An 11,876-nucleotide genomic window follows, 5' to 3' on the forward strand; every position below is an offset into this window, starting at 1 on the left:
ATCTTTTCGTAATGTCAGCATGCCGTACGGTCCTGCTGGCAGGTGAGAGCGGAAGGGGTGCCGGGCGATGGCCAGAGCGAAGAGCGAGGAGCGGCGCGGCGAGATCGTCCGCGCGGCGGTCGAGGTGATCGCCGAACGCGGCTACCGCGGCGCCTCCCTGGGGTCCGTCGCCGAACGCGTGGGCCTCACCCAGCAGGGGCTGCTGCACTACTTCCCCACCAAGGAGGCCCTGCTCGTCGCCGTCCTGGAGGAACGCGACCGCTGGGACACCGGCGGCGGCTCGCGCGCCACCGCCGGGACCTGGCGCCTGGACCTGCTGGAGTCGCTGGTCGAGTACAACGCCATGCGCCCCGGCATCGTGCAGACCTTCTCGGCCCTGCTCGGCGAGAGCGTCACCGACGGCCACCCGGCCCGCGCCTTCTTCACCGACCGGTACGCGCAGGTGCGCGCGGAGATGGCCGCACTGCTGCGCACCGAGTTCGGCGACCGGCTCCCCTCCGGCCTCACCCCGGAGCAGGCCGCTCCGCTGCTGACGGCGGTGATGGACGGCCTCCAGTACCAGTGGCTGCTCGCCCCGGAATCGGTGGACATGCCCGCCGCGTTCCGCTCGTTCATCACCCTGCTGAGGGGCCCCGGCGCATAGCCGCGCCGCCCCACCGGGCATCCTTTCCCCGAACTTCTAGTGGGGGGACACGAGATGGAGTCACGCGAGCCGACCGGACACGGCACGGCCGAGGCGCACGAGCAGCCCGAGAAGAAGGTCGCCTGGTCGGAGCTGTTCTTCGACCTGGTGCTCGTCTTCGCCGTCACCCAGGTCTCCGCCCTGCTGCACCACGACCACGGCTGGGCCGGCACCGGCCGCGCCCTGATCGTCTTCGTGCCCGTCTACTGGGTGTGGGTGGGCAACACCATCCACGCCAACACCCACGACGCGGACCGGCCGCTGAACCGGATCGCCCTCTTCACGGCCGGACTGTGCGGCCTGATGATGGCCCTCGCCCTGCCCGAGGCCTTCGGGGACCGCGGGATCCTCCTCGCCGGCGCCTACTTCTGCGCCCGCCTGGTGCTCGCCGCACTCGCCCACGGCCGCAGCCGCCGCCTGCGGCCCACCCCGGTGACCCTGTCCGTGCTGATCAGCGGGCCGCTCATGCTGGCCGGAGCCTTCCTCGACGGCGGGCTCCGCGTCGGACTGTGGACCCTGGCCGCCGCCGTGGACCTGGCCGCGCCCCGGCTGACCCGCTCCAGCATGGTCCGGCTGAACCTCGACTCGGGCCACCTCGCCGAGCGGTTCGGCCTGTTCGTGATGATCGCGCTGGGCGAGTCCATCGTCGCCGTCGGCGCCCCGGTCGCCACCGCCCCCGACCTCGACGCGGGCGCCCTGACGGCCGTCGCCGTGGCCTTCGTCCTCGTCTGCAGCCTGTGGTGGGTGTACTTCCACCTGGCCGCCGGAGCCGTCCGGCACGGGCTGGAGACCGCCGCCGTACGGGCCGACGTGGCCCGGCAGGTCCTGTCGTACGGGCACCTCTCCCTGATCGCCTCGGTCATCGCGGTGGCCGTCGGCATGGCCGAGGCCGTCGCCCACCCCGGGGCCCGGCTCCCGCTCGGCGTCGCCGCCCTGCTGTACGGCGGCTGCGCCCTCTTCCTCGCCACCTTCGGCTACACCCGCTGGCACCTGTTCCGCTCCTGGTCGGTGACCCGGCTGGCGGCGGCCGCGGCCGTACTGGCCCTGCTGCCGGCGGCCGCGCTGCTTCCCTCCCTCGGGGCCCTCGCGCTGCTGACCCTCGTCGTCACCGCCCTGAACCTGGTGGAGCTGGCCCTGGTGCGCCGGCAGGGCCGGCTGCCCGGAGGCCGGGCCGAGGGGGCCGAGGAGGCCTTGGCATCCTGAGGGCATGAAGATCGCCGCCGCCCAGCTGACCTGCGTCCCCGCCGACGTCACCGCCAACTCCGCGAACGCCGCCGCCCTCGCCGCCCGCGCCCGCGCGCAGGGCGCGGAGCTGGTGGTGTTCCCGGAGTTCACGCTCACCGGGTACGAGCTGGAGCCCCTGGCCGCCGACCCCGGCCTGTGGCTGGCCGACGCCGAGGACCCCCGCCTGGACGGGCTGCGCTCCGCCGGCCTCGCCGTGGCCGTCAACGCCGCCCTGCGCACCGACGGGCCGCTGCCCGCCATCGCGACCCTGGTGTACGACGCGGACGGCGCGCACGTGACGACGTACGCCAAGCAGCACCTCTACCAGCACGAACGGGGCGCCTTCGCCGCGGGCACCGCCGACGGCCGCTTCGAGCTCGGCGGCGTCCGCTTCTCGCTGGGGGTCTGCTTCGACAACCACTTCCCGGACCTCGCGGAACGGGCCGCCGCCGACGGCTGCACGGTGCACCTGGCGAGCTCCCTGTACGGCACGGGCGACGGCATCGCCGAGCGGGCCACCGTGTACCCGGGGATCGCGAAGGAGCACGGCCTGTACGTGGTCCTCGCCAACCACGTCGGCCCGGCGGGCCCCTGGACGGGCTGCGGCGGCGCGGCCGTCTGGTCCCCGGACGGCACCCTCCTCGCCGAGGCCGGCACCGACGGCCCGGACGTGGTCACGGCCGACGTCCCGGCGGCCTGAGCGCTCCGGGCCCTTTTTCCCCCGCCCTACGCCGCAGGTCCCGGGCCGTCGGCACGGCCCGGGCCCGGGTCCGGGCCCGGGAGACCTTCGCGGAGCCGCTCGGCGAGGGCGTCGAGGTGCCGCGGCCCCGTCAGGGCGGACACCGCCGCCTCCTGCATGCGGTGCAGGGCTGCCGCGTCCCGGCGCAGCGCGCGCAGGCGCCCCCGCATCCGGAGGCGCTTCCGCCACGGCTGCCACAGGGCCCCGAGCAGCAACCGGGCGGTGGCCTGCCGGTACTCCTCGCAGGCCACCGTCAGCTCGTCGAGCGGCGCACCGAGGACACCGCCCAGGCGGGCGTCGACCTCCCGGACGACCTCGCACTGCAGGGCACGCTCCGCGCCGCCTCCCGCGAAGTCCAGGACCCGGCGGGGCACACCGGCCGAGAGGGCGGCCGCCACCAGCTCCGCGACCGCCTCCCGCTGCACCCGCTCGGCGTCCCGGCCGTCCTCCAGGACCGCCACGGCCCCGAAGCGCGCCGCGACGGGCGCCCGCACCCCCGCCGGCTGCCGCGACGGGCCCTCCCGCCGGCCCGGCACGATGCCGTACACCTCGTCGCGCACCGCCTCGACGCGGAGCAGCTGCTGCATGACCGCCGCCCGCAGCTCCCGGCGTTCCTGGGTCCTGGAGAGGTGGTTGGTCACCGCGGCGCCGACCACTCCGCCGGCCGTCGTGTACGCCAGGTCCATCCAGCCGGGCATGGGCGCCGCCTCAGGATGCCGGGAGCGAGCAGGTCACTTCGCGACGCAACACTGCGAGCCTAGGCGGACCCGGCACGCTCCGGAAGACGGCCTAGGCCTGGGCCGAGTCCGGGAGGAGGCGCTTCCTGCCCCACTCCCCCAGCGCCTCCAGGGCGCCGTTCAGCTCCTCGCCGAGCGGGGTCAGGGAGTACTCCACGCGGGGCGGGACCTCGTCGTACACCTCGCGGTGGACCATGCCGTCGGTCTCCAGCTCGCGCAGCTGCGCTGCGAGCACCTTCTCCGAAACCCCCGGGACCAGCCGGCGCAGTTCGCCGAAGCGGCGGTGCGGACTGCGCTCCAGCTCCCACAAGAGGGAGACCTTCCACTTGCCGTCGATCACCGCCATCGCCGCGGCGATCCCGCAGTGATCCGCCCCCGGCCGCCGTGCCACCGCCATCGCGCACACCCCTCCCACCTGCTCGCTCACCTCGGGGTAACCACCCACTCCGAAGTGCGTACTTGAGCGCGTCACCGCCCGCCACCAGGCTAAACGGCATGACCGACACACACGTGACGAACCGTCCGCTCACCCTGCTCGGCCTCGGCGACATGGGCACCGCCCTGGCCCGCACCTGGCTCGCCGCCGGGCACCCCCTGACCGTCTGGAACCGCACCGCCGCCAAGGCCGACGCCCTGGCCGCCGAGGGCGCGGCCGTCGCCGCCGGCCCCGCCGAGGCCGTCGCCGCGAACACCCTCGTCGTGCTCTGCCTGCTCGACGACGCGAGCGTCGGGGACGCCCTCGACGGCGTCGACCTGACCGGAAAGGACCTGGTCAACCTCACCACCGGCACCCCCGCCGAGGGCCGCGCCCGGGCCGCCTGGGCCGAGGCCCGCGGAGCCCGCTTCCTGGACTCCGGGATCATGGCCACGCCCGCGATGATCGGCGTCCCCGGATCCGGCGCGTACGTCTTCCACAGCGGCTCCCGCGCCCTCTTCGACACCCACCGGGCCACCCTGGAGGTCCCGGCCGGAGCCCGCTTCGTGGGCGAGGACCCCGGCCACGCGGCCCTGCACGACATCGCGCTGCTCAGTGCGATGTACGGGCTGTTCGCGGGGGTCTCGCACGCCTACGCGCTGATCGAGGGCGAGGACGTCGCCCCCGGGTCCCTCGCGCCGCTGCTGTCGGAGTGGCTGGGCGCGATGGGCTTCTTCGTCGGCAACGCGGCCGAGCGGCTGGCCACGCGGGACTTCACCACCGGGGTGGTGTCCGGCCTGGCCATGCAGGTCGCCGGCAGCGGCACCCTGCTGCGCACCTCAGCCGAGCAGGGGGTCAGCGCCGAGCTGATCAGCCCGTACCTGGACCTGATGCGCGAGCGGCTGGAGGCCGACCCGGCGGCCCACGCGGGCGAGGACAACACCGGGGCGATCACCCTGCTGCGGCGGCGCTAGGGGGTGTCCGCAAAGTCTCGCCTGCCCCGCGACGCCCGGCACGCGCTCTCGCCGCACCGGACGCCGCGGGGCCCGCCCTTCGGGCGGACGGCGCGACTTTGCGGACACCCCCTAGCCCCGGTCAGCCCTGGCCGTAGGGGTTGGGGGCCTGGCCGTAGGGGCCGGGGTTCTGCGCGTACGGGTTGGGGGCCTGACCGTAGGGGCCCTGCGCCTGGGACTGCCCGTAGGGCTGCTGTCCGTACGCCTGCTGGCCGTACTGCTGCCCGGGCTGCGGATGGCCGTACTGCTGCTGCCCGGGCTGCGGCTGCCCGTACGACGGCTGCTGCCCGTACGGCCCCTGGGGCGCCGCCGGGCCCGTGCCGTACTGCTGCCCGCCGGGCCCGTCACCGCCGTCCGGCTCGTCCTCGGACCCGCCCTCGGAGGAATCGGCCCCGACCAGTTCCCGCGCCATCAGCGTCGCTCCCGCCACCGCGCCGGGCATCAGGAACACCGCGACGAACGGGATCAGGAACGCCAGCACCAGCGGCACGCCGAAGCCCAGCGCCTGCGCCCGCCGCGCGCGCAGCAGGACCAGCTGCTCGGCCAGGTCCACCCGGCGCCGCTGGAGGGCGACGGAGGTGAGCTCCTGGGTGAGGAAGAAGCCGGACACGCAGAACCCGATCGCCGGCACCACGGTCTGCCCGATCACCGGGATGAAGCCGAGGGCGAAGAGCAGGATCCCGTACAGCATCACCCGCACCAGCAGCCGCGCGCTGTCCCGGGCGGAGATCCACAGGTCCTCCCAGAACGAGCGTCCCGACTCGGGGACCTCGCCGCCCTCGGTCCGGTCCACCTGCTCGGAGAGGGACTCGTAGAAGGGCTGCCCGACCAGCAGGGTCACGGCGGTGAAGGTGATCACCGAGAGGAAGAGTCCGAGGGAGACGACCACGGCCGTCAGGAAGCCCCGGAACAGCTTCAGCCAGCCCGAGGACCAGTCCGAGGCGAAGGGCGTGGCCCACCGGACGAAGTCGTCGGCGCCGTAGAGGAGGCCGACGAGCGCGGCGGCGTACAGCGCCAGCGCGACGAGGCCCGGCAGCAGGCCGAAGCCCAGCCAGCGGCCGTTCCGGAACACCCATCTCTGTCCGGCCAGCAAGTACCGGAAGCCCCCCGCAAGATCACGCATGTGGCCAGTTTATGGGTGGCCGGATACGGCGAAGGCCGCACCCCCTGGGGGGTGCGGCCTTCACCAGGCGTGCGACGCGGTCGCGGACGTCAGGCGACGTTCAGCTCGACCGTGATGTTGCCGCGGGTGGCCTTGGAGTACGGGCAGATCTGGTCGGCCTTCTCGACCAGGTCCTTGGCCGTGGCGGCGTCCACGTTCGGGATCGAGGCGGTCAGCTTGACGATGATGCCGAAGCCCTCGTCGTTCTTGCCGATGCCGACCTCGGCGGTCACGGTGGAGCCGGTGACGTCGAGGTTCTCGTTGCGGGCGGCGACGCTGAGGGCGCCCTGGAAGCAGGCGCTGTAGCCGGCGGCGAACAGCTGCTCCGGGTTGGTGCCGGCGCCGCTGCCGCCGAGCTCCTTCGGCGGGTTCACGACGACGTCGAGCTGGCCGTCGTTGGTGGCGACGCGGCCGTCACGGCCGTTCTCGGCGGTGGCGACGGCCGTGTACGCGACGTCGGTCTGCGTGATGGACATGAAGCAGTTCCTCCAGATGAATCGCCGCGATGCGCGCCCACGATCGCGACGGTCGTGGAGTGAGCCTAACCCGAGAAGGAAACGATCATCTTTCCGGTGTTCTCCCCGCGCAGCATTCCGAGGAAGGCCTCGGCGGCGTTCTCGACGCCCTCGACGACCGTCTCGTCGTAGCGGAGCTCGCCGGAGGCCAGCCAGCCGGCCACGTCCTTGACGAACTGCTGCTGCAGTCCGTAGTGGTCGCCGACGAGGATGCCCTGGAGGCGCAGCCGCTTGCCGATGACCATCATCAGGTTGCTCGGGCCGGGGGCGGGCACGGTGTCGTTGTACCCGGCGATGGCGCCGCAGAGGGTGGCGCGGCCGTGGACGTTCATGGCGGAGATGGCCGCTTCCAGGTGGTCGCCGCCGACGTTGTCGAAGTAGACGTCGACGCCGGTGGGGGCCGCCGCGGGGAGCTGCTCGGCGACGGGGGCGTTCTTGTAGTTGAAGGCGGCGTCGAAGCCGTACTTCTCCGTGAGGAGCGTCACCTTCTCGTCCGAGCCGGCGGAGCCGATCACCCGCGAGGCGCCCTTGATCTTCGCGAACTGGCCGACGAGGCTGCCGACCGCGCCCGCCGCGCCGGAGACGAAGACGGAGTCGCCCTCCTTGAAGGAGGCGACCTCGAAGAGGCCCGCGTAGGCGGTCAGGCCCGGCATGCCGAGGACGCCGAGGTAGGCGGAGAGCGGGGCGAGGGAGGCGTCGACCTTGGTGGCGTGCTGCGCGTCCACGTCGGCGTACTCGCGCCAGCCCAGGGGGTGCAGGACGTGGTCGCCGACCTGGAAGCCCTCGGCGGCGGAGGCGACGACCTCGCCGACCGCGCCGCCCTGCATGGGCTGGTCGAGCTCGAAGGGCGGGATGTAGGACTTGCCCTCGTTCATCCGGCCGCGCATGTAGGGGTCCACCGACATGTGGAGGTTGCGCACCAGGATCCGGCCGGGGGCGGGCTCGGCGGAGACGGGTACCTCGCGCAGGGCGAAGTCCTCGGCCACGGGCCAGCCCTGCGGACGGCGGACGAGGTGCCACTCGCGGCTGACGGCGGGGATCTGAGACATGAGGGACTCCAGGGAGAACGAAGAATTACTTCAGAACGTGAAACAACCATGCTCCTGGATATTTCATGTTGTCAAGTAAACGGTTACGCTGAATGCATGCCCAGTCGTCGCGCAGACCCAGTGACCGTCGAGGTCGTCGAACTCATCGGCGATGTGGTGGCCCGCTACCACATGGAGTACGAGGAGGCGGCCGCCCGCCACCAGCTCACCGGGGCCCAGGCCAAGGTGCTGAACCTGCTCTCCCTGGAGCCGCTGCCCATGCGGCGCATCGCGCAGAAGCTGCGCTGCGAGCCCTCGAACGTGACCGGCATCATCGACCGGCTGGAGACCCGCGGCCTGGTCGAACGCCGCCCGGACCCGGCCGACCGCCGGGTGAAGCTGGCCGCCCCCACGGAGGAGGGCGTGGAGACCGCGGAGCGGCTGCGCGAGTCCCTGGACTTCGCACGCGAGCCGCTGGCCGGACTCTCGGAGGAGGAGCGCACGTCCCTGCGCGACCTGCTCAGGCGGATGCTGGCCTAGGCGGGGGCCGGGGGGCGGGCCGGGCGGTACCGCCCGGCGGGGCTCTGCCGGGCCGGGCCCGCCTCAGGCCCCGGTCACACGGCCGCGTGCCGCGACCCCGGGCCGGTCCGACGGCCGCGCCGGGTCGCCGCGTCGGCAGGGCCGCTCCACCGCCGGGTCGGGTCGCCGGGAACACGACCGCCCGGCGGGCGCCGCGGTGCGGCCCCCGGCCGGCCGGGAGGGTCACCTCACCAGCAGAACAGCCAGCAGTCGTCGTCCTCGGTCGGCGTCGGCTTGGGCTTCGGCTTGGACGTGGGCGGCTTCGACGTACCGGAAGTGCCGGCCGACGGCTTGCCCGACGCCGTCGGCTTTACGGCCGTCCCCCCGCCGGAACCCTTCTGCGAGGGCGTCGCCCCCGAGGCGGAGGCGCTCGCGCTCGCCGAAGGCGTCGCGGAGGCGCTCGGGCTCCCGCTGGGCCGGGCCGTCTTCGCCGGCCCGCCGGAGGCCTTCGGCAGGACCGCCGGCACGGACGGCCCCGCCACGCTCGGCAGCGCGTCGGGCTGCTTGGGCCCGTTGTCGGTCAGCACCACCTTGTCGGCCCGGTCGACACCCTCGTCGTCGCCGACGATCCGGGCCACGGCGATCGAGCCCCCGGCCGCCAGCACCACCCCCAGGCCGAGCGCCAGCACGCCCCGGCCGCGTCTGCGGCGGGTGGCGGCCCGCTTGCGGGTGTCCGCGCGGCCCTCGTGGGGGCCCGACAGCACGACGAGCGAATCGGCGAACACCTCGGCCAGCGCGGGCTGCGGCTCGGGGCCCCGGGCGGGCGCGCTGGGCGCGGCGACCACCAGGTGCTCGGCCGGGGTTCCGCACCCGGCGCAGGCGAGCGCGCCGTTGAGGTGCCTCTGACATGCTGGGCAGAAGTAGTTCATGGCGCCCACAAACTATGCGGTCCCCGGCAACATAAGCATTCCGGGATCGTAAGGATCCTGTGTGGAATCGTTCCGTCCATGACATCGACCCCGTATCCGGGACGGCCGGGCGTCTTCGGGCCGGCCGCCTTCCAGCTGGTGCTCCTGCGCAGGATGGCGGACTTCCAGCCCGGCCTCGCCGAGGAGGCCCGGCTGCGCCTGGGAGCCTCGCTCGCGGAGCAGCGGGAGGCCAACCGGCGCTGGCAGGCGATGGTGCGCTCGCCCCGCTCCCGCGGGGCCCTGGCGCGCTACCGGTCGGTGCTCGGCCCGCCGGAGACCGCGGAGCCGCGCCGGATCGGGGACCTGGAGTGCGAGGCCCTGCTGTGGCCGGTGCCGCTCTGGCCGGAGCTGCGGTTCGAGGTGCTGGCCGCGCCGGACGGGGCGGTGTGGAACGAGTGGCTGGTCCGGGCCCCGGGCGCGCGGGGGCCCGCACTGGAGACGGCGGGGGACCTGCTGCCCTGGTCGGCGACGGTGGACGAGGTGGCCCGGGCCTTCGCGCCGGCGCGGCCGATGGAGGGCACGGCGCCGACGCGCTGGCGCCTCGCGTTCACCGCGTCGGGCCGGCCGCTGGTCGCGGAGTTCACGTACGGGCTGCTCCAGCGGGTGGAGGAGGCTTAGGCAGGACCTGACGGTCTAGGAGCGCAGGAAGGCGCGGACCCCGGCCGAGGTGGCGTCGTCACCGAGCAGGTCGTTGTGCTTCAGGCAGCCCACCGGCGTGTTGAGGGCGCCGGAGAGCGGGACGCTGCTGTCGGGGTTGACCACCTCGTCGCACTCCGACCAGAAGGTGGCGTACTTGACCGCGCCCGGCGTCTCGTCGCCCGCCGCCAGATTCTTCACCACGTACGAGCCCGGGGTCATGTCACGGCACGCCTGATCCCACAGCGCGCACGCCCAGGCGGTGGAGGTGCCGTGGTTGGGGCCGGCCAGCGAGACCCAGTGGTCCACGGTCGCGGCGCCGCCGCCGTACTTGACGTACCAGCGGCTGACGAGCGATCCGAAGGAGTGCCCCACGACGTCCACGCGCGCGGCGCCGGTCTGCTGCCGCACCTGGTCGACGTAGGCGGCGAGGCGGCCGGAGAGCACCTCGTTGACGGACTGGTGGGTGTCGTAGCCGAAGGAGAAGAGCTGGGAGTCCGCGTAGCCGTCGGCCCTCAGGTCCTCGCGCAGGGACCCCCAGACCCCCGGGTCGGCGTTGTAGCCGTGGACGAAGACCACCGGATTGCGGGCGGCGGCCGGCGTGTCGGCCACCCGCCCGGCGGCCGCCTGGGCCGGAAAGGGCGCCAGGAGGGCCAGGCAGAGGGTCAGGAACGCCAGGATTCTCTGGCGGGGCGTCAGCATCGGGTCCCCTTTACCTTGTTACGGGTGAGTAGCGCGGGTGGTCCGCGCATGCTGCTGCCTGTCGGTACAGAAATCCACCCCCGTGCAGCACCCCTCACCCGTACGACACGCCCCGCCCGGAGCATTCCAACGGGCGATATGTCCTATTTATCCGAGAAGATATGGAATGCGATCGGCAGCCGCCGGTCTCATCCTTCGTCAGCGCTCTCGGGAGGATCTGCCGTGACCGTAAGTCTTGAGCAGTTGCGCCGTTGCCACGTCGCCGTCGACCTGGGAGCCGCGAGGACCCGCGTCTACGTCAAGGGAGCCGGACTGGTCGTCGACGAGCCCAGCGTCGCCGCGGTCAACACCCGCACCGGCGCCCTCATCGCCGTCGGCACCTTCGCCGAACGGATGACCGGACGCACACCCGACTACATCCGCGTCGCACGCCCCGTCTCCGGCGGCACCGTCGTCGACATCGAGATGGCCCAGCGGATGCTGCGTCACCTGCTCGGCGAGAAGCTGCGCCGCGCCCTGCGCCGCAAGCCCCGGCTGCGCGCCGCCTGCTGCACCCCGCACGACGCCGACCCGCTCGCCCAGCGGGCGGCCGTGGAGACCATGGTCGGCCTCGGCGCCCGGCGCGTCGAACTCGTCGACACCCTGATCGCCGCGGCCGTCGGCTGCGGCCTGCCCGTGGAACAGCCGACCGCGACCATGATCATGGTGTGCGGAGCGGCCGCCACCCAGATCGCCGTGCTCTCCCTCGGCTCGATCGTCACCGCCGAACGCATCCCCGTCGGCGGCGAGGCCATCGACCACGCCGTGGTCCAGCACCTGCGCCACACCCACGAGCTGATGCTGCCGAGCCAGGCCGTACGCCCCCTCCAGCTGGCCCTGCACGGCAACGGCATCACCCCCGACGGCCCCCCCTCCACCCTGATCCACGGCCTCGACGTGGCCACCGGACTCGCCCGCTCCGTCCACGTGGACACCGCCGCCGTCCGGGACGCCATCCACACCCCGCTCACGGCCGTCCTCGACGGCATCGGCAAGGTGCTCCGGGACTGCCCGCCCGACCTGGTCGCCGACCTGACGGACCGGGGGATCATGATGGTGGGTGGCAGCGCCCTGCTGCCGGGCCTCGACCAGATGCTGCGCGACTCCACCGGAATGCCCGTGGCCATCGCCGAACGGCCCGACGTGTGCGCCGTGCTGGGACTCGGCGCAATGCTGGAAGGAAAGATCGCCCCCATGGTCCTCAACCCGCTGGCCGGATGACCCTGGACGGACCCGCCGGGGCCGGTCCCGCGGACGACTCCGGCGGGGCCGGTGCGCCGTCCAGCAGCCTCCCGGTACTGCTGGAGGCCGTGCTCAGCGTCGGCTCCGAACTGGAGCTGCACACCACCCTCCAGCACGTCGTGGACTCCGCCACCGAGCTGTGCGGGGCCCGGTACGGGGGGGGGGGGGGGGGGGGGGGGGGGGGGGGGGGGGGGGGGGGGGGGGGGGGGGGGGTGGGGGGGGGGGGAGGGGGGGGGGGGGAGGGGTACCCCCTCC

General features: G+C 73.7%; 13 protein-coding genes and 1 pseudogene. 7 read left to right on the top strand and 7 right to left on the bottom strand.

Going from position 1 to position 11,876, the window contains the following annotated elements:
• Positions 1-67 precede the first annotated feature (67 nt).
• Genes AC07A6_RS33475 through AC07A6_RS33485 form a run of 3 tightly spaced genes read left to right on the top strand, consistent with a single transcriptional unit; the run spans position 68 to position 2,606 of the window.
• Positions 68-643, top strand: coding sequence for a TetR/AcrR family transcriptional regulator (locus AC07A6_RS33475; RefSeq protein WP_362460954.1), 576 nt, complete (start codon positions 68-70; stop codon positions 641-643).
• Between the two features lie 54 nt (positions 644-697).
• Positions 698-1,885, top strand: coding sequence for a low temperature requirement protein A (locus AC07A6_RS33480; protein ID WP_478779621.1), 1,188 nt, complete (start codon positions 698-700; stop codon positions 1,883-1,885).
• A 4-nt stretch (positions 1,886-1,889) separates the two neighbouring features.
• Complete coding sequence (locus AC07A6_RS33485; RefSeq protein WP_478779622.1) at positions 1,890-2,606, top strand: carbon-nitrogen hydrolase family protein; 717 nt, start codon at positions 1,890-1,892, stop codon at positions 2,604-2,606.
• A 26-nt stretch (positions 2,607-2,632) separates the two neighbouring features.
• Here AC07A6_RS33485 and AC07A6_RS33490 read toward each other — a convergent pair whose 3' ends face one another.
• Both AC07A6_RS33490 and AC07A6_RS33495 read right to left on the bottom strand, forming a co-directional pair.
• A complete protein-coding gene (locus tag AC07A6_RS33490; protein ID WP_478779623.1) occupies positions 2,633-3,343 on the bottom strand; it encodes a hypothetical protein in 711 nt (236 codons plus the stop codon).
• Between the two features lie 91 nt (positions 3,344-3,434).
• A complete protein-coding gene (locus AC07A6_RS33495; RefSeq protein WP_362461020.1) occupies positions 3,435-3,779 on the bottom strand; it encodes a winged helix-turn-helix transcriptional regulator in 345 nt (114 codons plus the stop codon).
• 98 nt (positions 3,780-3,877) lie between these two features.
• Between AC07A6_RS33495 and AC07A6_RS33500 the strand changes: the two genes are divergently transcribed.
• On the top strand, positions 3,878-4,771 hold the full coding sequence (locus AC07A6_RS33500) for an imine reductase family protein (protein WP_478779624.1): 894 nt from the start codon (positions 3,878-3,880) through the stop codon (positions 4,769-4,771).
• A 337-nt stretch (positions 4,772-5,108) separates the two neighbouring features.
• On the opposite strand, the pseudogene AC07A6_RS33505 reads toward AC07A6_RS33500, so the two are convergent.
• The 3 genes and pseudogenes from AC07A6_RS33505 to AC07A6_RS33515 form a co-directional block, all read right to left on the bottom strand.
• Positions 5,109-5,933: pseudogene (locus AC07A6_RS33505) on the bottom strand (EI24 domain-containing protein); the annotation flags it as partial.
• Positions 5,934-6,022: 89 nt separating this feature from the next.
• Positions 6,023-6,448 (bottom strand): organic hydroperoxide resistance protein, encoded by a 426-nt coding sequence (locus AC07A6_RS33510; RefSeq protein ID WP_007263921.1) that lies wholly within the window; start codon positions 6,446-6,448, stop codon positions 6,023-6,025.
• 65 nt (positions 6,449-6,513) lie between these two features.
• Positions 6,514-7,536 carry an NADP-dependent oxidoreductase gene (locus AC07A6_RS33515; RefSeq protein WP_478779625.1) on the bottom strand — a complete coding sequence of 341 codons (1,023 nt, stop codon included), beginning with the start codon at positions 7,534-7,536 and terminating at the stop codon, positions 6,514-6,516.
• A 96-nt stretch (positions 7,537-7,632) separates the two neighbouring features.
• Between AC07A6_RS33515 and AC07A6_RS33520 the strand changes: the two genes are divergently transcribed.
• Positions 7,633-8,055 carry a MarR family winged helix-turn-helix transcriptional regulator gene (locus AC07A6_RS33520; protein ID WP_125816509.1) on the top strand — a complete coding sequence of 141 codons (423 nt, stop codon included), beginning with the start codon at positions 7,633-7,635 and terminating at the stop codon, positions 8,053-8,055.
• Between the two features lie 227 nt (positions 8,056-8,282).
• On the opposite strand, the gene AC07A6_RS33525 is transcribed toward AC07A6_RS33520, so the two are convergent.
• A complete protein-coding gene (locus AC07A6_RS33525) occupies positions 8,283-8,963 on the bottom strand; it encodes an SCO2400 family protein (protein ID WP_478779626.1) in 681 nt (226 codons plus the stop codon).
• Positions 8,964-9,041: 78 nt separating this feature from the next.
• Between AC07A6_RS33525 and AC07A6_RS33530 the strand changes: the two genes are divergently transcribed.
• Positions 9,042-9,620 carry a hypothetical protein gene (locus AC07A6_RS33530; RefSeq protein WP_478779627.1) on the top strand — a complete coding sequence of 193 codons (579 nt, stop codon included), beginning with the start codon at positions 9,042-9,044 and terminating at the stop codon, positions 9,618-9,620.
• Between the two features lie 15 nt (positions 9,621-9,635).
• On the opposite strand, the gene AC07A6_RS33535 is transcribed toward AC07A6_RS33530, so the two are convergent.
• The gene (locus AC07A6_RS33535) at positions 9,636-10,340 is read right to left on the bottom strand and encodes an esterase/lipase family protein (RefSeq protein WP_478779628.1); all 705 of its coding nucleotides are present in this window, start codon (positions 10,338-10,340) and stop codon (positions 9,636-9,638) included.
• A gap of 222 nt (positions 10,341-10,562) precedes the next feature.
• Between AC07A6_RS33535 and AC07A6_RS33540 the strand changes: the two genes are divergently transcribed.
• Positions 10,563-11,600: a rod shape-determining protein gene (locus AC07A6_RS33540; protein ID WP_362460925.1), complete on the top strand. Its 1,038-nt coding sequence runs from the start codon at positions 10,563-10,565 to the stop codon at positions 11,598-11,600.
• The last annotated feature ends 276 nt before the right edge of the window (positions 11,601-11,876 follow it).

The organism is Streptomyces sp. NPDC044002 (assembly GCF_056434525.1).